The organism is Arsukibacterium sp. MJ3, assembly GCF_000987765.1.
GTDB lineage: Bacteria > Pseudomonadota > Gammaproteobacteria > Enterobacterales > Alteromonadaceae > Alishewanella.
This window is the reverse complement of sequence record NZ_LAHP01000003.1, coordinates 209,705-230,854: the sequence shown is the minus strand read 5'-3', so window position 1 is coordinate 230,854 and position 21,150 is coordinate 209,705. Positions and strand designations below refer to the sequence as shown.

27 protein-coding genes are annotated in these 21,150 nt (G+C 44.9%); 10 read left to right on the top strand and 17 right to left on the bottom strand.

The annotated features are described in order from the left end of the window. The first annotated feature begins 69 nt into the window (after positions 1-69). Positions 70-345 (top strand): PepSY domain-containing protein, encoded by a 276-nt coding sequence (locus VT06_RS03935; RefSeq protein ID WP_046552958.1) that lies wholly within the window; start codon positions 70-72, stop codon positions 343-345. Positions 346-371: 26 nt separating this feature from the next. Continuing rightward, positions 372-875, top strand: a complete 504-nt coding sequence (locus tag VT06_RS03930) for a cytochrome b/b6 domain-containing protein (protein WP_052750160.1) — start codon at positions 372-374, stop codon at positions 873-875. Between the two features lie 64 nt (positions 876-939). Here VT06_RS03930 and VT06_RS03925 read toward each other — a convergent pair whose 3' ends face one another. The 11 genes from VT06_RS03925 to queF form a co-directional block, all read right to left on the bottom strand. Further along, entirely contained in the window at positions 940-2,151 is a 1,212-nt protein-coding gene (locus tag VT06_RS03925; protein ID WP_046552957.1) for a lipocalin-like domain-containing protein, read from the bottom strand. Further along, a complete protein-coding gene (locus VT06_RS03920) occupies positions 2,139-4,685 on the bottom strand; it encodes an ABC transporter permease (RefSeq protein ID WP_200897900.1) in 2,547 nt (848 codons plus the stop codon). Before VT06_RS03920 ends, VT06_RS03925 begins: the two co-directional genes overlap by 13 nt. Positions 4,686-4,687: 2 nt before the next feature. After that, the gene (locus VT06_RS03915; protein WP_052750159.1) at positions 4,688-5,371 is read right to left on the bottom strand and encodes an ABC transporter ATP-binding protein; all 684 of its coding nucleotides are present in this window, start codon (positions 5,369-5,371) and stop codon (positions 4,688-4,690) included. Positions 5,372-5,521: 150 nt separating this feature from the next. Then, positions 5,522-5,752, bottom strand: a complete 231-nt coding sequence (locus VT06_RS03910) for a VF530 family DNA-binding protein (protein WP_046552956.1) — start codon at positions 5,750-5,752, stop codon at positions 5,522-5,524. Between the two features lie 69 nt (positions 5,753-5,821). Then, positions 5,822-6,829 (bottom strand): isocitrate dehydrogenase, encoded by a 1,008-nt coding sequence (locus tag VT06_RS03905; protein WP_046552955.1) that lies wholly within the window; start codon positions 6,827-6,829, stop codon positions 5,822-5,824. Between the two features lie 161 nt (positions 6,830-6,990). Continuing rightward, positions 6,991-8,676 carry a hypothetical protein gene (locus VT06_RS03900; RefSeq protein ID WP_046552954.1) on the bottom strand — a complete coding sequence of 562 codons (1,686 nt, stop codon included), beginning with the start codon at positions 8,674-8,676 and terminating at the stop codon, positions 6,991-6,993. After that, positions 8,663-9,061 carry a DUF3192 domain-containing protein gene (locus VT06_RS03895; RefSeq protein WP_046552953.1) on the bottom strand — a complete coding sequence of 133 codons (399 nt, stop codon included), beginning with the start codon at positions 9,059-9,061 and terminating at the stop codon, positions 8,663-8,665. Before VT06_RS03895 ends, VT06_RS03900 begins: the two co-directional genes overlap by 14 nt. Beyond that, complete coding sequence (gene xni / locus VT06_RS03890) at positions 9,058-9,876, bottom strand: flap endonuclease Xni (protein WP_046552952.1); 819 nt, start codon at positions 9,874-9,876, stop codon at positions 9,058-9,060. Before xni ends, VT06_RS03895 begins: the two co-directional genes overlap by 4 nt. Position 9,877: 1 nt before the next feature. Further along, the gene (gene ppnN, locus VT06_RS03885; protein ID WP_046552951.1) at positions 9,878-11,236 is read right to left on the bottom strand and encodes a nucleotide 5'-monophosphate nucleosidase PpnN; all 1,359 of its coding nucleotides are present in this window, start codon (positions 11,234-11,236) and stop codon (positions 9,878-9,880) included. Positions 11,237-11,270: 34 nt separating this feature from the next. Then, positions 11,271-12,818 carry a GGDEF domain-containing protein gene (locus tag VT06_RS03880; protein ID WP_046552950.1) on the bottom strand — a complete coding sequence of 516 codons (1,548 nt, stop codon included), beginning with the start codon at positions 12,816-12,818 and terminating at the stop codon, positions 11,271-11,273. A 114-nt stretch (positions 12,819-12,932) separates the two neighbouring features. After that, complete coding sequence (gene queF, locus VT06_RS03875; RefSeq protein ID WP_046552949.1) at positions 12,933-13,775, bottom strand: NADPH-dependent 7-cyano-7-deazaguanine reductase QueF; 843 nt, start codon at positions 13,773-13,775, stop codon at positions 12,933-12,935. Between the two features lie 72 nt (positions 13,776-13,847). On the opposite strand from queF, the gene syd reads away from it, so the two are divergent. Further along, positions 13,848-14,402 carry a SecY-interacting protein gene (gene syd, locus VT06_RS03870; protein WP_046552948.1) on the top strand — a complete coding sequence of 185 codons (555 nt, stop codon included), beginning with the start codon at positions 13,848-13,850 and terminating at the stop codon, positions 14,400-14,402. Here the strand turns inward: syd and VT06_RS03865 are convergent. Together VT06_RS03865 and VT06_RS03860 are read right to left on the bottom strand one after the other, a co-directional pair. Next, positions 14,390-15,166 carry a DUF2310 family Zn-ribbon-containing protein gene (locus tag VT06_RS03865; RefSeq protein ID WP_046552947.1) on the bottom strand — a complete coding sequence of 259 codons (777 nt, stop codon included), beginning with the start codon at positions 15,164-15,166 and terminating at the stop codon, positions 14,390-14,392. The two genes, syd and VT06_RS03865, sit on opposite strands and share 13 nt — an antisense overlap. Next, positions 15,153-15,449 carry a hypothetical protein gene (locus VT06_RS03860; RefSeq protein WP_046552946.1) on the bottom strand — a complete coding sequence of 99 codons (297 nt, stop codon included), beginning with the start codon at positions 15,447-15,449 and terminating at the stop codon, positions 15,153-15,155. Before VT06_RS03860 ends, VT06_RS03865 begins: the two co-directional genes overlap by 14 nt. A gap of 216 nt (positions 15,450-15,665) precedes the next feature. Between VT06_RS03860 and VT06_RS03855 the strand changes: the two genes are divergently transcribed. The 3 genes from VT06_RS03855 (at position 15,666) to VT06_RS03845 (ending at position 17,264) form a co-directional block, all read left to right on the top strand. Beyond that, positions 15,666-16,034 (top strand): DUF3192 domain-containing protein, encoded by a 369-nt coding sequence (locus tag VT06_RS03855; protein WP_046552945.1) that lies wholly within the window; start codon positions 15,666-15,668, stop codon positions 16,032-16,034. Positions 16,035-16,226: 192 nt separating this feature from the next. Further along, a complete protein-coding gene (locus tag VT06_RS03850; protein WP_046552944.1) occupies positions 16,227-16,883 on the top strand; it encodes a GNAT family N-acetyltransferase in 657 nt (218 codons plus the stop codon). Positions 16,884-16,946: 63 nt separating this feature from the next. Next, positions 16,947-17,264, top strand: a complete 318-nt coding sequence (locus VT06_RS03845) for a DUF962 domain-containing protein (RefSeq protein WP_046552943.1) — start codon at positions 16,947-16,949, stop codon at positions 17,262-17,264. Here VT06_RS03845 and VT06_RS03840 read toward each other — a convergent pair. Then, entirely contained in the window at positions 17,261-17,557 is a 297-nt protein-coding gene (locus VT06_RS03840) for a DUF3301 domain-containing protein (protein WP_046552942.1), read from the bottom strand. The two genes, VT06_RS03845 and VT06_RS03840, sit on opposite strands and share 4 nt — an antisense overlap. Before the next feature lie 109 nt (positions 17,558-17,666). Here VT06_RS03840 and VT06_RS03835 point away from each other — a divergent pair, with 109 nt between their 5' ends. From VT06_RS03835 to VT06_RS03825, 3 genes are read left to right on the top strand one after another with little or no spacing between them, the layout of a single operon-like run. Continuing rightward, on the top strand, positions 17,667-17,987 hold the full coding sequence (locus VT06_RS03835) for a YqcC family protein (RefSeq protein WP_046552941.1): 321 nt from the start codon (positions 17,667-17,669) through the stop codon (positions 17,985-17,987). Then, positions 17,984-18,781, top strand: a complete 798-nt coding sequence (gene truC / locus VT06_RS03830) for a tRNA pseudouridine(65) synthase TruC (protein ID WP_046552940.1) — start codon at positions 17,984-17,986, stop codon at positions 18,779-18,781. The genes VT06_RS03835 and truC overlap by 4 nt, the downstream gene beginning before the upstream one ends. Further along, a complete protein-coding gene (locus VT06_RS03825) occupies positions 18,778-19,224 on the top strand; it encodes a flavodoxin (RefSeq protein WP_046552939.1) in 447 nt (148 codons plus the stop codon). Before truC ends, VT06_RS03825 begins: the two co-directional genes overlap by 4 nt. Here the strand turns inward: VT06_RS03825 and VT06_RS18575 are convergent. The 3 genes from VT06_RS18575 to cysZ form a co-directional block, all read right to left on the bottom strand. Further along, a complete protein-coding gene (locus VT06_RS18575; protein ID WP_235357355.1) occupies positions 19,211-19,624 on the bottom strand; it encodes a DUF4010 domain-containing protein in 414 nt (137 codons plus the stop codon). The two genes, VT06_RS03825 and VT06_RS18575, sit on opposite strands and share 14 nt — an antisense overlap. 90 nt (positions 19,625-19,714) lie before the next feature. Further along, positions 19,715-19,888: a hypothetical protein gene (locus VT06_RS18570; RefSeq protein WP_235357354.1), complete on the bottom strand. Its 174-nt coding sequence runs from the start codon at positions 19,886-19,888 to the stop codon at positions 19,715-19,717. Positions 19,889-19,902: 14 nt separating this feature from the next. Beyond that, positions 19,903-20,664: a sulfate transporter CysZ gene (cysZ, locus tag VT06_RS03815; RefSeq protein ID WP_046552937.1), complete on the bottom strand. Its 762-nt coding sequence runs from the start codon at positions 20,662-20,664 to the stop codon at positions 19,903-19,905. Between the two features lie 208 nt (positions 20,665-20,872). Here cysZ and VT06_RS03810 point away from each other — a divergent pair, with 208 nt between their 5' ends. Further along, entirely contained in the window at positions 20,873-21,067 is a 195-nt protein-coding gene (locus VT06_RS03810; RefSeq protein ID WP_046552936.1) for a hypothetical protein, read from the top strand. Positions 21,068-21,150 lie beyond the last annotated feature (83 nt).

The following is a 21,150-nucleotide window of genomic DNA, read 5'->3' as shown; positions in this document are numbered from 1 at the left end:
TTAGTTGACAGCGGCTCTGCTATATTGGCTAAGAGTGTGAACTATGTATAATTAATAAGGATTTATTATATGAAGCATTTATTATTACCTGCAGTTGTGTCAATTGCTGTGTTGGGGGGCTGTGCAAAAGTATCAGAAGTGCAGTGCACCACGGCGGCGAAAGATACCTGGCAAAGTGAACAAAATTTTAAAGATGACCTTATTGCCAAAGGTTACACCATTAACGAATTTAAGGTGACATCAGGTAACTGCTATGAAATTTACGGCACTGATGCCCAGCAGAATAAAGTGGAAATATACTTTAATCCGGTTGACAGCACTGTGGTAAAACAAGAGAAAAAATAACCGTGTCTTCAGGCCACAGGATAAAAGTGTGGGACCCGCTGCTGCGTTTGCTACACTGGATCTTTTTTGTCTGTTTTGTTTTAAATTACTGGGTGCTTGAGACTGGTGAGTTTTGGCACCGGGCACTGGGATTGTTGGCACTGACTGCGGTGTTTTGCCGGTTTTTCTGGGGTTTTTATGGCCCCGCTAACGCACGTTTTTCTATCAAGGCGCTATCAAAGCAACACTGGGTTAGCCATTTTTACCATGTGAAAAAGCGCCAGATTGATCCAACGACAGGGCATAACCCGTTTGGTTATCTATTGTTGTATCTTGTCATAATATTTTTCACGGTCTTGGCAGTAACAGGGTTGTTATTGGAAGAGGTAGACTATTTTTTCGGTAGTGATTTGCTTGAACTGATCCACGGCACATTGGCGGACAGTCTTTTTGTGCTGGCCTGCATTCATGTAACCGCGGTTTTTGTGATGCAATGGTGGGGGAAAATAGCGTTGCTAAAACCCATGCTGACGGGCAAACGGAAGTTATAAGTATTCTGATTTGCCAGTTAAGCTTAGTGCTGCTTTTACCTGTCTACAGTATAACGGTGTTGTTTTAATAACCGGTAAGCTCTAAAAATCCTTTACCGCTATGACTTCCCGACACGCCGACCATGCCTTCGTAATACGCGATAAGGGCCGGGTTCCATTGCTCATTTTTTAGGGTTTTAACCGCAATATTTATATTGAACTGAGGAATGTTGACCTGCCAACTCAGTGGCAATTTGCGCTGGTTTACTTCAATCCAAGCGCTGGGTTTAAGTGATAAGTTTTCCTTAGTGAGTAGAGTCTGCGTGCCATCGGCTTGTACTAAGGTGCCCGTTATATAGTCTGCTTGGCCTTTAATACGCATTCTAAAAGCCATTAATTTACTGCCGTCATCTAAATGCAGTGATAACCAATCCCAACCAAGAGTTTGCCTATCAACTAATTGTGATGTCCACTCATGATCAAACCACGCTTTACCTTTAACGGCTATAGATGAAGATTGCTGGTCGGCTTTATCTTGTACAAAAGTAAACTGACCTGCAATGTCTATGCTTGGATTTGAATAATAGTAGGAAGCATAAGCCCCATCTGCCGACTTAATGCTATAGCCCTTGTCACCTTGCAATATAAAGGGCCCCTGTTGTTGCAGTGCTACCGATACCTGTAACACGCTGTGTTTTTGCTCTTTTGGGGCATTAATAAGTGGAATTTGAAAAACCAAATTGGCCGGTAACAATGCCTGTGTTTCAGTGGCATCACTCGCCGAGACGCTAGCTGAATTGGCCCAGTTCCAATCGTCTATGTACAGTTGCAATGGGTTTAATTTTACCCCAGCATTACCCACTTCACCACGCGCAAATTTTTCGGCAAACCAATGTGAATCGAGGCTATTAACAGACGCGTGACCCATATAGAGTTGATCATTCGACCAACGTGTCTTGTCAGCCAGTTGAGTGGGGGTTCTAAAGCGAAACAACGTCCATTGTAAGCCATAGATATTACCTTGCTCATCCTCTAAATTGGCTGTCAGGTACCACCACTCAATATCAAACGCCGGGTGTTCGCCATGGTCAGCGGGGAAACGAATGGGGTAATTAGCCACAACCTGTTGGCCAATAGTGTCTTGATTGCTTGCACCTGCCCCCAGTCTATTTGCCATACCGCTGGTTTGCACTTGCGCCTTAACGTTGTCAAAAAAGTCAGTTTTAATGGCTAAAAAACTACTTAGCACCAACAACAACATAACGACCAGCCAAGTAACCTTATTTAATTTAGCCATCGAATGTCCTCGATTAGGGGTTTACGGCTGGCCCTAAGAGTAGGGATAAAAATAATCAGCAATACCACACTCAAGCTGACAGCATAAATTTGCAGTAGGGTGAATACATTGATCTGCAGCGGATAGGTCCACTGAAAGGCGTGATAATTGATAGCGTTAATCAAAATCCAGCTGAGCATAATGCCGAAAGGGCTGGCAAAAATCAGGGCCACAATACATAACAACAAATACTGAAATAAGGCCAGTATTTGGCTGGTCAGTCTTGATACGCCTAAACTTCTTAGCAACATATTCTGCGGTTTCATGTCCTTACTTAATACAATAATGGCGCAGGCCAACGACAAAGCAGCCACTAATAAGGTAACCACATTTAAGCCATCGGTGATCAAAAAGGTGCGATCGAAGGTTTGCATCGACATGGCTAATAAATCAGCCGTTTTAATGAGGCTATTGTCGATGTCAATATTAAGTTTGACCAGTTGGTTTTTAAAGGCTTGTACCTGCTGCTCGCTGCCCTCAAGGGCATAAATTGACGACGCTGAACGTGCTGAACTAAACGTTTGTACTGGAAACAGTACTTGTTTGCTGGGGTTGCCAAAATCGTAAACAATGCCAACTATGTTATAGGCTGTTATTACCTCGGTGCTGGGTTCCGGCAGATTAATGCTATCGCCTAATGCTGCATTAAAATGAAAGGCAAACTGTTGATTCACAAAAATGCCTTGGTTTGCAGTAAATGCCTGCCAGGCTTGTTCTTTATCCTCTACTTGATAGTACACCATGGCATTTTTAAAGGTTTCAGTGCTTGGGTAGCTATATTGCTGAATCGTTAAGCCTTGGTAGTCAATGTCGTTTTCTAATAGTTTGCTCAGAATAATGCCTTCTTGCTTGGCAATGTCTGTTAAGTCCTGCTCGCCTTTATAATACAAATAATAATCGGCGGCTAAGCGGGTATCTAGCCAACTTAAGGTGGCACCACGAAAGCTATCGACCATGAGGTTCATACCAATATTGCTCGTAGCGGCAATAAAAAAAGCACAACAGGCAATTTTAGATTTTGATGACAGCGCAATGCTTTGTTTTACACTAACCCTGAATAATAGTAAGCGTTCGGGTATTACGCGACAAATTAAGGCCAGTACACTTGAGTAACTCAGCAAGAGTAGGGCGCAACCACCTAAAATTAGGCATGCCACGGCTATTAATAACAACCATAGCTGACTGGCAAAATTAACTATCAGTAGGGTAAACAACGCTAAACTGCTGGCAATGCTTAAAAGCAACGTCTGCCAGCGCCTATGTTGATGGTGATTAGGCGGCAGAGTTTTAGTCTGGTTCAAGGCTAAATTCACCTGCCTAAAAGGCAGCATAAGGGCTAATGCCGAGCCGACCAAGCTAATACTAAACACTTGCATGAACAACGATAAAAACGACACGTTGCCAAATCCTACAGTTACATTGTATAGGCTCTCAAGCGTGGCCTGCACTGTGGGCGACACTAAGTTGGCTAAATACATGCCAAGCACAATACCTACACCACAAGCTAAAAGATTAAACAGCAGTAATTCAACCGCTTGAATAAAGAATATGGCCCCCCGACTAATACCCAGTTGACGGCTAATCTTAAGCCAGGGCATTCTGGCGTTGAGTAAAAGATTAACCGCATTGAGTACAATAAATAAACACACCACAAACATCAGCAAGGCCATCGCCAATAAATTTAGGTGAAAGCTTTTGGTTAACTCCCCTTGCTGCTCGCCTGATGTCATGGCAATAAGTGTTAAATGCGCCGGAAGTTGCGCTGCCAGAGATTGTAGTCTGGCATTATTGTTATTACCGGATTGGCCAAGCCACAGCAAACCACTTATTTCACCATTAGGTACCAGTCTAAAATAGCTCTTAATATCAAGCACAATATCATTGCCTAAACTGGCGTCATCTATTGCTTGCAGCTCGGGTAACAACTGGCCCGCAGGGCTATCTAAACTGAGCTTGGTATTTACTGTGCTATCAGTAGAACTAGCTGCCTGAGTTAAACGTTTAATTAAGCTAGGATGACTAAAAGCTACATTGGCCGAAAAGGCTAGCCCTAGTAAGTTATTGTCTGCTTGCGCCCTTTGATCATTGCGCATTTTTTGCTGAAAAGTCGGTAGGGCGATGGCACTGACAAGGTCTATGCCAGTGAGTGAAATTCGACGTTTATTGACTAACTTGTCGCCTTGATAAAGTTGGTGCTTGCTGGTGGCATAGGCAACGAGTTCACTAAAGCCGAGCCTTTTTAGCGCCGCATAATCATCTTTGCTCAGCGCTTGGTGTTGGTTTTTAGCCACAATTTGATGGCTGACATTGGGTAATAAATAAGTAGCTTCTTGCTCATAGCTTTGTTTGGCGCTGTGATTAATCACAAGCACCGCAGACAAACCACTGGTGGCAATAAGTAGGGCGCTTAGCAGCATCACCAGGCTAAACTTAGTGTGCCGATAGCTTTGCAACAACATGCGCGCAAAGTAAAAATAGCTGGCGTTGATAACCATGTTTACAGTGTGCTACTGATCATTTGCAGCCTACCGTCTAGCAATACATATTGGCTTTGCGTTAAATTTGCTACTTTTTGACTATGGGTAACCAAGATTAAGGTGGTGTTTAAGTGTTTACAGGTATCCACTAATAATTGGCTGACTACGGCTGAATTTTTACTGTCTAAATTCCCGGTGGGTTCATCAGCTAAGACTAACTGCGGTTTGTGCGCCAAAGCGCGGGCAATGGCAATACGCTGTTGTTCACCGCCGGATAATTGATTGGGCAGTTTGTTTTTATGGCGCTCCATACCCAAAGTAGTTAACAGTTTATCTAAATAGGCCTGGTCTAGGGTTTTGCTGAGTTGCGCCGGCAGTAGCAGGTTCTCCATCACGGTAATGCAATCAATTAGATTATATTTTTGAAAAATAATACCCAGTTGACGTTTACGGTATTCATCGGCCTGAGATTCGCTAAATTTAACCAGATCTAAAATCTGTGTGGCTGAATGCAACATGATGTCGCCACTATCGGGTTTATCCAAAGTAGCAAGCAGATGCAACAGGGTTGACTTGCCTGAGCCAGATTCACCTTGTATAGAAATGCTGGTGCCCTGAGCTACCTCGACACTGAGCTCTTTGAGGATAAGCCGTGTCTCTTTAACATCTTGATAGCTTTTACACAGGTTTTTTATTGATAACATGCATGCCTTTATGTTTAAAAAACAGAGACGACTTGGCTAGACTAGCTAGCCTAATAAAAGATTACGGTATATAGATAGATATAGATTAATTGGCAAGTCTATAGGCACAAAACAAGGTGCCAGTAGACGAACTACGTTGTTAAGCTATTTTTATTGTGGTTCACTATGTAACTTAGTGGCGATAAACAGCGCTTCTGTTTTTTCGCGGGCCCACGGCGTGCGGCGTAAAAATTTCAGGCTGCTTTTTACCGATGGGTCTGTTTTAAAGCAGTTAATATCAATCCGATTTGCCAGCTCCGGCCAGCCGTAATGATCAACCAGTGCGGTTACAACTTGCTCCAGCTTAATACCATGCAACGGGTTTTTTTGTTGTTCGCTCATATTTACTCCTGCGCTCTGACAGCTAAAAAAATAGCCACCAAAAGGCGGCTATTTATTCTGAAAACTCAATTATAACCTTTCTAACACCGCTGCCGTAAAATCGGTTGTGCCAAAACTGCCGCCTAAATCGCGGGTAGTTCTGTCACCTGTGGCAATGACATCGGCAAGGGCAGCACGAATTTTCTCGGCCTTGTCCTGCATTTGCAGATATTCCAGCATTTGAATAGAGGCCAGAATGACCGAACTGGGGTTAGCCAGGTTTTTACCGGCAATATCCGGTGCACTGCCGTGTACTGCTTCAAAAATAGCGCAATCAATACCAATGTTGGCACCCGGCGCCATACCTAACCCACCAACTAAACCGGCACATAAGTCTGATAGAATATCGCCAAACAGGTTGGTAGTAACAATGACATCAAACTGTTGTGGGTTCATAACCAACTGCATGCAGGTGTTATCAACAATCATTTCCTGCGTTTCTATATCCGGGTAGCGGGCGGCGACGTCCCGGGCAGTTTTTAAAAATAAACCTGATGTTGATTTTAAAATATTCGCTTTGTGAACAATAGTGACTTTTTTACGGTTTTCACGCCGGGCTGTTTCAAAAGCAAAAACCGCAATACGCTCGGCACCCTCGCGGGTAATAATGCTGCTGGCTTCGGCAATAAGACCGTCTGCTGAAACCTGTTGGCGATGGCCAGAGTACATGCCTTCGGTGTTTTCGCGGATGGTAATAATATCAATATTGTCGTAACGGGCTTTAGTCCCTTTAAAAGAAATGACTGGGCGCACATTAGCATACAGGTTGAATTGTTTACGCAAGGTAACATTAATCGAAGTAAAACCGTCCCCTACCGGTGTGGTAAGCGGACCCTTTAAGGTGATTTTGTTACGGGCAATGGCGTCCAGGGTTGCTTGTGGCAGCAACTCGCCGCATTGCTCTAGGGCAGTCAAGCCAGCATCAACATATTCATAGTCAAAATCACAACCGGCTTTAATTAACACTTCAATGGCAGCCTCGACAATGCTCGGGCCAATGCCGTCACCTTTAATGACAGTAATGGTTTGCTTACTCATGTGGATCCTTAACGGTTTGAAAGAGGAAATAAGGGCAGACGGGAACCGTCTTAAACGGGATAAAATATAGCATTTTTGGCCCTGTTTTGCCAGTTGGCAGTTTGTTTACTATAGAAATAGTGGTTATAGCCACTATCACGCTACTGAATGATGCAATAACCCTACATAACCGGCAACGGGTAATAACATTGACTATTGGCTAGCAATTGCTGTTGCCAATCCTCGGCCGATTGTACTGGTAATGTCAGGTTGGTTTGAGCTTGCAATAACAGCTTATTCAGTCGTGGTAATTGCGGCTCACTGGCACAAAATACGCTTAGCGTGAGCTGCCAGCTTAAGCGCAATAACAGGGCCAGTTTTTCAGGTTGCTTAAGCGACAGCGAGGGGTTTTGCCCATTGCTGTGCCAATGCGTTACTGCCAAAGCCAAAGCAGGCTGCTGACAATGTTGTAACAGCAGATGTAGATTTTTTTGGTACAATTCGTCCTGCCAAATATGCTGCTGGATCAATAAGGCAATAACCCCTTGCCCCTGCACCTGACGAGCAAGTGGGGTGTGGGCTAATGTCGGATGTTGCCAGAGGCTAAGCGTTGCACAGCGGCTTATTACGCCGGCTTCAGCTAACGCTATTGTATGGCCAGCTGCATCGCATAAAAGCCTCAATGCGTGCTGCAAGCAGAGCTGCAATTGTTCCAGCCATTGCTGATGCGGATTGGCCAGCTGAGTACAATAGTGGTGCAGCTCCGCCTGCGCAACCCAGTGGCTAAGTGCATTTTGGCCCAACATACTGATGGCATGACGTAACCGATTAACCGGCCGTTGCTCGCGGCTGATAGTCGTCGCAGCATGTTGTAAAAAATCGCGCAGTACTGGCTGGTTTTCCAGTAATTGTACTTGCTTGCTTAAATTTAATGCGGCCAATTGATGCTGCTGCGAATGTCCAAAAAAATCTTGCAAGGTACTTTCAGAGGGGCCTGAAAACAGTTCAGCAACGGTTTCCAGTAAGTTTAGCCACTCAGGTTGACGAAAATATTGAGGCGGTAGTAACTTAAGATCGGTCAATAGTAAAGGCACAATATCATGGGCAATGAGTTTGCTGGCGGGATCAAACTGTCGCCCGTAAACCTGCAGTGGTTGTCCTTGTTTATGCAAAGCACCACTGGCTACCATGCCACAGATAAACCAATAATGTTGGCTATAGTCTTTTGCAAACCGGCCAACCAGTGCATGCTGATCAGCCAGTTGCTGTAACAGCTGATACCAGTTCGACGTAATCGCGTCTGGTTGTTGCGTTCGGTATTGTTCCAGTACCTGCTGCAGGCTGCATGGTTTACCACTTATACCAACTAACATCTTGGCCAACTGGTTGGTCAAGGCCAGTAATGGCCCATCGGGGTGTAATTGCCAGGCGGGTTGGCGGTTTGCATAACAACCGCCAATTAGCAGTGGCAAAAGGGCATGTTGTTTATCGAGTTGTTGCACCGCCTTAGTGGTGCGCAACAGGCGCTGTTGTGCATTATCGCCATCCTTGCTGAAGGCGCCTTGCAATATAATAGCGTGCAAGAAAAGCTGTTCCCGCCCAGCCAGCCACGACATGCTGCGACTCAAAATAACAGCAACAGTCAGCGCTTTTAACAGCAGCGTAGGGGGTGTGGTGAACTGGCGTGGTGTCAGATTACATTGCGCTACTATTGTCAGCGGGTTTTCTGCCATTAGGCTTAGCAGTTGGGCAACCAGGTTGCTGCTTTGCTGCAGCAACGTCTTGGTGGTTGCAGGGGTTGCCAGCGGTTGACAAAATTGCTGCAGTGCTTGATAGAACTGCAGCCAGTGGTTGTTAGCTGCTGCCATGAGTGGTGTGCTGCAGGTATTGCGTTACGGCATCATCACCTATTGCAATCAGTTGCCTTTGTGCAAACAATAGCGCAGTGCATTCATCTTCAGTGGTAATGCCATCAGGTAACTTTCGATGAGTACGGTAGTAGAGTAGTTGATAAACTTCACCATTTACTTCAATAGCTTCAGTAATATCTGGCCCGCCTAACCGGCTTATAATATCATCTTGAAAATGGGTAATATTAAGGTTGTAACGGCCGATAACTTTAGCGTTAAAATTTTCCCGGTGTTGCCAACTCATTTGTGCCGGATCGTCTTTATAAAACAATAACACGGCCAAGGTTGTGAGCAGATAAACTACAAAACCAGCAATAAATAACCCTACCGATTTCAATTTCATTGCGGCTCTCCCCTAACATCTGCCAGCCGAAGTTCCTGCAAATTAAGGCCCAATTCTAAGTTGGTTTGCAAACTAAGTACCTGCATATAATTCATGATCGCTTCTTTTTGGCTCAGAATTTTATCGCGTAATTTCTTTGGGCAATCAGCATGCGCTAAGGCATCGGTCAGCGTGTCACCTAATGCCATCAGTTCCAGGGCTGTTTTCGGCCCAACACCCGCTACGCCGGCAATATTGTTAGTGCTGTCGCCCGTTAGGCTCCACAGCCGCACCAATTGCTCAGGTACCACGCCAAATTTGTTTTGCACATATTCATTAGTTAGTTGCTGGCGGGCGAAAGGATCGTAAATGGCGACCCCCTGATTTAGCAGTGGTAAAAAACCTTTGTCAGTGGAAACAATAGTGGCTTGCTGCTGATGCTGGCTAATTTTAGTGGCAATACTGGCAATAACATCATCTGCTTCAATTTTTTCATCCGTAAAACACTGAAAACCATGCTGTTGTAAACGCTGTTTTAAAGCCGGTAGGGCCTGCGCTAAAATAACTGGCATGGGTTTACGGTTTGCTTTGTACTCAGGACAACGTTGTTGCCGCCATTGGCTGTCACGGCCATCAAATACCAACAAAGCATGGCTGGGTAATAACTCCTGGCGTAAGCGTTGTAACGCTTGCAATAACATGGTTTCGGTATTGTTGATAATTTGCTGTTGCGTGCCATCGGTTAGCTGTTCAGGCAAAGGCAGATATGGCCGCTCTTGCACAGCATACAGGCGACGGATAACGTTTAATGCATCTATCAGCAGCAAGTGCATCATGTTAACGAATTATCCGGTAACACGGTTGGTATTGTGACCCCGGTAATTTCATTCTGCCCTGGTCAACAAATGCTTGTAACAAGGTATCCATCATTTTCATCAGTACCGGCTCGCCGCTTAATTGAAAGGGCCCATGCTGGCGGATTGCCCGGATCCCTTCATCTTTAACATTACCTGCAACAATGCCAGAAAACGCCCGTCTTAAATTTGCAGCTAGCTTGGCTTTGTCTTGTTCCAGGTGCAAGTCTAGTGCGGCCATATTCTGATGATTCGGGACAAAGGGTTGTTGAAACTGCGGCGCGATATCCAGCGTCCAGTTAAAGTGATAGGCATCACCAACCGATTTCCTATACTGTCGTACTTGTGCACAACCTTGTTTTAGTTTGAAGGCGACGCCTGCCGGATCATCAATAATAATTTCAACCAGCTGCAAGGCCTCACTACCCAGCGTATTTTCAATAAAACTAGCAATTTCATCAAAATACGCTGCTGACTGGCGTGGTCCGGTTAAAATAATCGGTAGTTTTTGCTCGGCGTTACTTTTTTTCAGCATTATGCCCAGCAAGTAAAGTAGTTCCTCTGCAGTGCCGGCACCACCTGGGAATACAATAATACCATGTGCTACCCGCACGAACGCTTCTAGGCGTTTTTCAATATCGGGCAGAATCACCAGCTCATTAACAATAGGGTTGGGTGGTTCGGCGGCAATAATACTTGGCTCGGTTAAACCAAGATAGCGGCCAGTGCGGATCCGTTGTTTATTATGGCCAATAGTGGCGCCTTTCATTGGACCTTTCATGGCGCCGGGACCACAACCGGTGCAAATATCCATACCGCGCAAACCTAATTGATAGCCAACTTCTTTAGTATAATCGTATTCTATTTCATTAATAGAATGACCACCCCAGCACACGATCATATTTGGTACAGAGGTCGCATCGATGGCTCTGGCGTTACGCAGAATATCAAATACCGAGTGAGTGAGCTGGCGTGGATCACTTAGCTCCAATGCTCTGGTCTCGGCCGTACGTCTGGTGTGGTAAAATAAAATATCGCGAAGTACCGCAAATAAGTGTTCGTGGATCCCTTTAATAATCTTGCCATCTACAAAAGCATTGCTTGGCGGGTTGGTCAGCTCAATTTTAATACCACGTTCGCGGGCCAGTAAATTTACACTGAAATCTTGATACTGCTCATAAATTTCTGCTGAACTGTCAGTATGGCTGCCAACGTTAAGCACGGCCAGACAACAGTTTCGGAATAGCGCAAAAGCGGCTGACTCTGGACTGTATTTTAATTGTTCAACTTCAAGTTGAGATAATAAATCCATGGCGCCTAACGGGTTTAAATGCACCTGCATTCGCAAACTCCAATACTGATTATAGGTTTAAGGCTTAGCGTTTAAGCACAACGCGATCGCGGCCGGCTTTTTTAGCTTCGTACAAGGCTTCGTCTGCCCGGTCAAAAACCTGACGGCTGCTATCTTTAGCGGTTAATTGGCTTGCACCAAACGAGATAGTAATAGGCACTTTTTGCCCTTTGAAAGTAAACACAATATTTTTAATTTTTTCTCTTAACTTATTTAAAGGTGCTGTCAGCTCATCCAACGGTGTTTCCGGGAACAGAATAACAAATTCTTCGCCACCGTAGCGGGCAATAAAATCGGTTTCACGCAGCCCTTGCTGCAGTGCCTTAGCAATAACTTTTAGTGTTTTGTCGCCCGCACTGTGGCCAAAATTGTCGTTAATTTTTTTAAAAAGATCAACATCGGCCAACGCGATACATAACGGGGTTTGGTAGCGTTCCCAGCGTTTAATTTCCAGTTCTAAGCGCTCGTCAAAAGCAGCCCGGTTGGGAATTTCGGTTAATGAATCCTGTAAACTGCGAAAGTTTTGTTCGGCCAGTTTGCTTCTGAAAGTCAGTGCTTCACTTTCCAGTTCGTTTAGCCTTAGCTCCATGCCTGTTAAGGTTTGCAGCATAAGATGGCGTTGCTCTGTCTCCAGTTGTTCTTTAGAATTAAGCGCACTGCTAATACTGTCAAGCCGTTGGCTGACCAGTTCTTTTAATTGTTCCAGCGAGGTTGCACTTTTTGTGCTGCTGCTAAGTTGAATAATTTGTTGTTCAATTTGCTGATTAAGCACACTTAATTTTTGTTGTAGTTTATCAGAACTTTTTAATGACAAACTTACCGCTTGTTGTACCGACGACAATGCATCATTTAGTTGTAGTAAAAAATGTTCCGCTGATAGCCGCTCTTTATTGATACTGGCAACAATAATGGTAATTGTTTGTAAACAAGCATCAAGTAAAGCCTCGATTGGCAAGCTATCGAGCAGGCTCTTTCGAATGATGGCAATTTGTGCGGCACTTTTGTCTGCAAAGGCCAGTTCGCTGAGTAAGTTGGTCAGTTCAACACTAATTTGGCGGCAAATGTGGCCATAGCGAACATCATCATTACTGCTATTTGCCAATTGCTGTTGAGCTTGCAAGGCGGTTTGATATAAATTGGTTAAGCTGGATAAATGAGGTAAAAAAGCTTGCACGGTAGCGGGCGGTTCAGCCACCTTACTTAGTAACGCTCTTAAGTCACGACGCAGTTGATCAGGTAAGCCTTTTTGTTGTTGTAACAATTTACCGGCTTGGTTCAGCTCATGCTGCACCTGCTTAATGTCGCGTTGTTGTTTAGCATCTAGTAGCTGCAAGCTTTGGCTGGTGTCATTAATAAAGGGGATCAGTTTTTCCAGATCAGTGCCTTTCGCCAGCACATTACGCAACTTAGCTAAGCGGTTATCCAGCTCAATGTCTACGCCCTTACAAACTAGCGATAACCTTGAAACAAACTGAGCCAAAATTTTAAACTGACTTTCATAGGCATCTTCCAACGTTTTACGAGCTTTAATCGCATTTGTTAGCTGTTGCTTTAGATCATCTTGCAATGGCATCACCTTAAACAGTTAAATGTTAAAAAAGCTGTTTAGATTTAAGTATATCCGTAAACAAAAGAAATGCGATCACTGTTTAGCAGATTTGGTTACCAATAAAAATACACCGTACTTTTATTGTCGACTTAGCCGCAAATTAGGCAGTTTATAGCTGGCACTGGCCCGTACCGGATTAATATCCAAACCGCCACGACGGGTATAGCGGGCATAAACCAGTAAATATTCCGGCTGGCACCGTTGCCAAATATCGAGGAAAATTCGTTCAATACACTGTTCATGAAATTCATTATGGCTGCGAAAGCTGATCAGGTAGCGAAGTAACGCTGCATGATCAATGGCCTGCCCACGGTAATGAATATACACGCTGGCCCAGTCGGGTTGAGAGGTAATAAGGCAGTTTGACTTTAGCAAATGCGAATGTACTTTTTCATCGACCGCCGCCGCAGGTTCTGCCAATTGCAGCAGGCTGGGATCGTATTGATAGCTGTCGATACTAATATCCAGATCATCAATACAATGTCCCGGGATCCAGGTTGGCTGAAACACCATAATTTCATTAACGTTGTGTAAGGTCACCTGAACCGTGCTGCCAGCACAGGCCGACAGATCACGTTGTAGTGCTTGATACACCTGGCGCAAGTCAGAAAACCGGCTCTGGTTAAAGCTATTCAGGTAAAGCTTAAAGGATTTAGATTCAACCAAATTGGCAGAGTTGATGGGTACCACAAAGGTCGCTAATGCCACCATTGGTTTGCCTTTGGCATTAAGCCAGGATAACTCGTAACCATGCCAAATATCTTCACCGATAAAGGGCAAATGGGTAGGATCAATGCCTAAACTGTCACGTCCCAACGAGCGTGGCACCGGTTGCAGCAGGCTGGCATCGTATTGTTCGGCATAGGCGGTAATTTTACCGAGGCTTAACCCGGCCATAATTTCTGAGTGGCTTTTTGTCATCTGGTTGCTATTCCGGTTAGAATACGCCTGATCTTAACATAACTTCATGTCAGAGTAGAGAGGGTGTCCGTGGTGTCATTAGCAGAAGTTTATCAGAGTTTTATCGCCCAAACGCTGCACTGGCATCAGCAGCATGACCTAACTATGCGGGCTTGGGCCGCAGATCCTGCCAATTCGGCGCCATGCCAACTGGCAATATTGGCTGACAACGAGGTTAGCTGGCAACCCCTTTTACAACAACCGGCATCCGATTTTACGAATGTAGAACAAGCGCTGGAACTTGAATTGCACCCGGATATTAAACAATTTTACAGTTTGTATTATGGTGCTGGTTTAGGTGCCACCCATAGTCGCGGGCCATTACAGCTGCTGATGGTTTGGGATCAGGCCGATTTAGCCAGATTGCAGGAAAACATCATTGGCCATATTTTAATGAAACGACGGCTGAAGCAGCCAGAAACGGTGTTTTTTGCTTTGACTGACGATGACAGTATTGTGCTGTCAGTATTAAATAGCAGTGGTGCAGTGTATCTGGAAACAGTGGGTAAAAATGTTACTGAAAAGCTGGCTGACTCATTGCCAGAATTTCTGACACAGTTAAGCCCGGCCGCTTATCAGGGGGTTTGACACTCCCAGGCGACGTTACTGACCAAACGGCAGTTATCGCATTTAAAATCAAATAGCTGCAGCAGAGGTGAACGTAAACGCCAGTTACTACCGCATCCGGGGCATGGTTTTGTTGGCTCTGCGGCGCAGTTAGTGCTACTGCCACTGTAAAGTGCATAATAAACCGGTAGCACATTACGCTGGCTTATTCGGCGGGCAAGTTGGCGGCCTTGCCGGTTAAGCACACTATGATAATGTTGCAGGCTGTTCTCGGCAGTTTTCTTTAACACCCGCAGCTGCTGTTGCTGCACTTCATCCAGCGCCTGAAACTGAATTTGCCAACGGATCAGTGCTTCATGGTCAATGTCCTTGGCCGGCTGTAATTGATACAACGGTACCGGCGCCAGATTGGCCAAGTTTCGCAGCGGCGAACAGTTATCACTATAGGTAGTGAACAACAGTAAAGCGGCGGGCACGTTGTTATTGCTGTGCTGTGAGACGATGTCTATGCCAAGTAATTGTAGTTGTGGATAAGCCAGTCCTGCCGCCATCAGTTGTTGCTCTGCCGAGCGGGCACGGGCACTAAGATTAGCTGGCTGCAAAGCGTCGGGTGCCGGCAAAACTACGCGGCTACAAAAGCGATCTTGTTGCCAGGCGGTAGGAAACTCGCGGCCCAACACATTACCGTTAAAAATAAGGGCTTCGGTAAACACTCTAATGGCCGCTTCAGCAAGGCTAATATCAGTATCTGCAATAACTTTATAGGTTAGCTCAGCGAGGTACATGTTGTTGTTCCAGCAAGGCCAGAATTTTATCCAACTTTGCTTCCAGCCGCTGCAGATCAGCAGGGTTGACGGTTACGTGAGCAACCAGCTGACTTTCAACTGTAGCCAGTTGCCTGGTATCTGAGCTTACCGGTTGTTGGCGCCACTGTTGATAAGCCGCAAATAACGCCGGGGCACTGAGTTGGCCACTTAAGCGGGCTTTAAACAATGCCAGACTGGGTTTTTTGCCTTCTTGTTGCAGTCGGGCGGCGGCTTGATGCAACATTTCCAGTGCGGTACTCATAATGCAACTTCTTTTTGACTACTATTTAGTGAAATTTAGCATCTGCCAAAGCAGATAGCCAGAGGGTTTTTGTTAAGCTTATGATTTATATTGAATATAATATTGGTATTAAATTTGCTTCCTAAAATTGCTTGGTATACATACCAAGACAGAATGGTACTGGCAACTGCAATGAGTGCAGAGTAAAAATAAAATAATAAATAACGGAGTCTTAAAATGATAGTTAAAACCCTTGGTCTGCTGGCCGTAGCCGCGCTGTTATCCGGTTGTGTGGTAGCAATTGGTGATAAAGATTATGAAAGTTCAGCTAATACCGATAAAGATTGGCGTAAAAATCAGCAAGCAAACCTGACCCACATTAATCAGTTTCAACCAGGTATTGCCTTTAATGATGTTATTGGCTTAATGGGCACTCCTGACTTTACCGAATTCCTGGTTAAAGACCAGCAGCAAGTTCAGGTACTATTTTATCGAACCGAGCATAAACGTAGCGATAGCCGGACCACCAAAGATGAATGTACGCCATTGGTGTTTATTAATGGTCAGTTGCATAGCTGGGGTGACAAGGCTTACCAGCAGCTGTAATTCTGGGGTGGAGTAATTCACCCCCGGCGTTAGCTGCTGTTATACATTTTTTTGCCATATGTTAACGCTGAAATAAGGTTACCGCCGTTCATGCCAATTATTAAAATTCTGGCCAATCACTGCGTAAAAGCAACTTGGCAAGCATAGTGGCTGCTGTTATTGTGGTTTGAAAATAACAATAAGAGATAACGAATGACGGCGATACTGAATACGTTTAATCCGGAACAATTAAAGGCAGCCTTATTAAATGGTGAAGAATTAAAACTGGCGGCGTCATTACTTTATCAGTCATATTATGATGATCCGCTGTTTTTAACTATTTTTCGGGGCGATGACGCCGACTATGAGCAACGGCTGCGTTCGGCTATTCGCGAGGAGCTCAATACCCTTTGGCAGGCACAACAACCGATAGTGGGGTTGTTTCATGGCGAACAATTGTTGGGGGTAGCCTGTGTGGCAGGTCCCGATTCAGGTATTGGTGGCAACCGGCTGTGGCACTGGCGGTTAAAAATGTTATTAACGGCAGGCTTTGTGTCAACCCGGCAAATGCTTGATAAAGAGCAGCGGATCCATGGTGCCATGCCGTTTGAGCGTTATCATATGTTAGCCTTTATTGCAGTGTCTCCTAAATATCAACATTTGGGTTTAGGGCACTATCTCATTCATGCGGTTGACAGCATTGTCGATGAAGACAGCAGCTCAAGTGGTATCGGCGTATTTGTTACGCTAGCCAAATATCAGCCATTTTTCGCCGATGATCAGTATCAAAAAATCACCGATTTAGCGTTTGGCTCGGTAAGTGGCAGTTTGATGTTTCGACACCGGCAAAATAATGTGACCGGTAATTAAGCAGAAGAATAGTTTGATAAAATAATAATTAAAGCGAAATAAACTTAAAAACAGAGCGCCGCCATGCCGCAATTTGCCAGCTTTAAGCAGTTTTATCCTTATTATCTGAGTGAGCATCGCCATCCAGTATGCCGGGCGTTGCATTACCTTGGTAGTAGCTTGGTCATAGCGGTAGTGTTGTTTGCGCTTATAAGCCAACAATGGTTGTGGTTGTGGGCGCTACCGGTCATTGGTTATGGCTTTGCCTGGCTTGGCCATTTTATATTTGAGCACAATAAGCCCGCAACGTTTCAGTATCCATTTTACAGTCTGGCTGCTGACTGGGTAATGCTAAAAGATTTTATAACGGGTCAGCTAAAACACAAAATGCCACCTTGTTAAATGCGATAAGCCGGTAAATTAAATGCGGCCAAACGCATACCGCTTAATAGCAATTCGGCTTGATAGCGGCTTTCGCCATCACTGCTAAAATCAACCTGATATAAGGTTATAAAACGTAATCTTGCACTGATCTTCCGAAAACTATGACCCGTTCGACCGCAATCGAGCATTTGCAATTGTTGCTGCTGACAAAGTTGCTTGGCCAATAATAACGCGCGTTCATCTTGTTTTCGCTGTAACCAAAATAGATAACAAATAGTGCTGATTAACAGCAGTAGTAATACTGAACCCATACTTCACTCCTAAAGATATAACCTGATAATGCTGGCTTATGAGTTGGTTTACAAGGGCTGGTTGACGCTTTAGCTTGTGGTAAACTGCGCAGCTTACAACGAGGTCGTTATGTCAGATGCAGTAAAGTATTTACTTATTCAACTTGAAACCGAATTACAGCAGCGGCAATTGTGGAGTTCTGTGCCTGCCAGCGATGTGGCAATGGCCAGTGAAATGCCTTTTTGCTGTGATACGCTGCGTCTTGAGCAATGGCTGCAATTTATTTTTCTGCCAAAAATTCAGGCGCTACTTGCGGCACAGCGGCCATTGCCGACTAACGTTAGTATATTGCCTATGGCAGAAGAAGCCTTTAAAACGTATGGGCAACGTATGACCCCATTGCTGCAGATTATTCACCGGCTTGACCAAACATTTTCAGGTGACGTATGAGCTTTGCCGAGCCTTTTTTACTTCAACAGCCGCTTAACATCATTTTCAGGGATCAGTACTTGGTCGCGGTGGATAAACCCAGTGGCATGTTGGTTCATCGTTCGTTTTTAGATAAGCATGAAACAGTGTTTGTAATGCAAACATTACGGGATCAGCTTGGCCAGCATGTCTTTCCGGTACACCGGTTAGACCGGCCCACCTCTGGCGTATTGTTGTTTGCGTTATCCAGTGACGTGGCCAGGTTGCTAAGTCAGCAACAAGAACAACGGTTATGGCGTAAACATTATCTGGCAATAGTGCGTGGTTATTTACCAGAGGGCGGTGAAGTAGATTACCCGCTAAAAGAGCAGCTAGATAAAATAGCGGACAAATTCAGCCAAACTGACAAAGATCCACAGCAAGCTGTTACCCGTTTTAAGCCGTTACAGCAAGTTGAGTTGGCCATTGCGGTAAGTAAATATCCAGCGGCGCGTTATTCATTAGTTGCACTGCAACCGCTAACGGGCCGTAAGCATCAACTACGCCGGCATTTAGCCCATTTACGCTATCCGATTGTTGGTGATACCAGCCATGGTGACGGCAAGCATAATGCTTTGTTTAAACAACACTTTAATTGTCGGCGTTTACTGCTGGTGGCGAAGCAATTACAATTGCCGCATCCGGTTAGCGGCGAAACTGTATTATTAAGCGCCGGTTTGAGCGAACTTGAGAAGTTGTTTATTCAATTTGGATGGCCAATTGATGAAACGTATTATCAGCAGCAATTTGCTGCACATTTCCCGGAGGAAAAATGACAAAAATTGCCTTGATTGTGGGTTCAGTCTACGGCGGAGCACAATATGTGGCCGAGCAGGCAGAGCCGTTGTTAGCCAGTTTAGGTTATGAAGTGGCGTTGTATGAAGAAGCCAATTTGGATACCGTGCTCGGTTTTGAACCTGATATTTGGCTGGTAATAAGCTCAACCACTGGACAGGGTGATATTCCGGATAATGTATTTCCGTTTTTCAGTGAGGTGAAAAACCGCTTTCCATTGCTAACGGGCAAACGTTTTGCGGTAATTGCCCTGGGCGACAGTAGTTACGAAACCTTTTGTAGCGCAGGTGAACAGTTTCGTGAGCTGTTACTTGACATTCAGGGGCTGGAACTGGCCCCTATGTTACGCATTGATGCCAGCGAAACACTAGAGCCAGAAACCATTGCACTGCCCTGGTTGACGGAGCAGTTTAAAACACGCTGAGCACGGTAATACTAATGCCACCGCTAACGCAGATAAATAGGGTGGCAATGCTTAGTTTTTTTGCTAAGGGTTTGCTACCTAACAACATTACCATGCCACATTTTACCAAGGTATTACTTAAGGCTGCCACGGTAATAGCCCCTGCTGCCAGAGTAAGCCCGCCTGTTGTGGATCGGGCATAATCAGCCATCGACAGCGTAATGGCATCAACATCTGTTAATCCGGCTAGGGCCGCCAACAAATACATGGTTTCAGCCGGTGCAAATAATTGTACCAATTTAACCAGTAGCAATACGATGGCAAATAATACCCCAAATTTAATGGCGGCTATCAGGCTAAAGGGGTTTTTTACCGTCACTTCACTTTGCTCGGGATTGTCATAGTGCTTGCCAAGGGTCAATCGGCTCGTTTGGTAGTAATGGCAGAATTATAAAGCTGGCGATAAGTAATTTTAGAATGGCATACAGATCATCATTGCCAATCTTATTTACTAAGCTATGCAGTGGTTGTTTAAACGCCGGTTTTCCATAATAAAAGCGACTGTTGCCACTAGCGCAACAATGATTACCACCATAATAAACAGCAAGGGTGATTGCAGGACCAATGCACTAAGCAGTAAGGCAATTAAAAACTTCTGAACCAAATCAAAATCAAAGGCATTCATATTGTCAGTTACTCTTAACAGTATTTGTCGAGTTTACGATAAGGCACCGCACCGGCTTGTTGCAGAGCGGGATCGTGAGCCTCTGCCAGCGTATCAACCCACATTGCCGTAGCGCCACACACGGCAATGGGCATAACCAGTAAATTCACCAGTGGCAGCATACTGGCAAGGTTAACGGTGATGCCAAAACTAAAGCTTTTGGCCGGTTGGCTGCGTAATTGGGCCCGCATAGCGTGAAAATCAATTTTATGATTATCAAATGGGTAATCAAGATACTGAATAGCTAATAACCAGCTGGTAAATAGAAACCATATGACAGGGCCAATAATCGGCAAAAACAAACACAACACAAATATAACAACCGCCCGTGGCAGGGCATAACGTAATTTTTGCCATTCCCGGCCCAGCATGCGTGGAGCGTCTTTAATGAAATCAGTTAATCCGGTGTCGGGTAGTGGTTTACCGCGTAAATGTGCTTCAACCTTTTCGCTAAGCAAGCCATTAAAAGGCGCCGCAATAAAGTTAGCGACCATAGTAAAGCTATAGGCCAGGCCAATAATTAAGGTCATTATACCCAGCGGAATTAACAAATATTCCAGCCAATGTAGCCAGGCCGGCAGGTAATGCTGCACGGCAGCGACCATGGCACTGACTTGTTGCAGTAAAAAATAAAATGCTAACGAAAATAGCACGACATTAATGCTCAGCGGCACCAAGACAAAACGCTTCAAACCTTTGGTATGTATTAAACCTAAACCACGGGAAAAGTAATGCATTACAGGCTCGCTTAACAATAGGTCGACAAATATGGCAGCAGTATAAGGCGTAACTTGCCAACTTTGTGGATGGTGTGCAGGTTTTTATTTACAGAGTATAACATTGTCGGCAGAGTGCTGGCTTAACCGCTGAGCTTTTTGTTAGAATGCCCGCTGTTTTTGCCGTGCAGCGGCTTATTTTGGTAATGCAATAAAGTAAAGGTGGTATATGGCGATGTTTGGCTCGGCTCTACTATTTGGCTTAACGACACTATTTTTATTGACCGGCTTAACCTGTCTGATTTCAGCGTTAATGGTACCGGCAGCAGTTGGCCCGGAAAAACGCTTTGAAATGCGCCTGGAATATAGCATGTTTGCCGTTGCCGGCATTTTAGGTTATGCGGTGCTAACAATTTTCGCTTAGGTATTAGCAGACAAAAAACGGCAGCTTAAGCTGCCGTTTTCGATGGTTGCCAGCGCTATAAATTATTTGGGGGGCAGATCTAA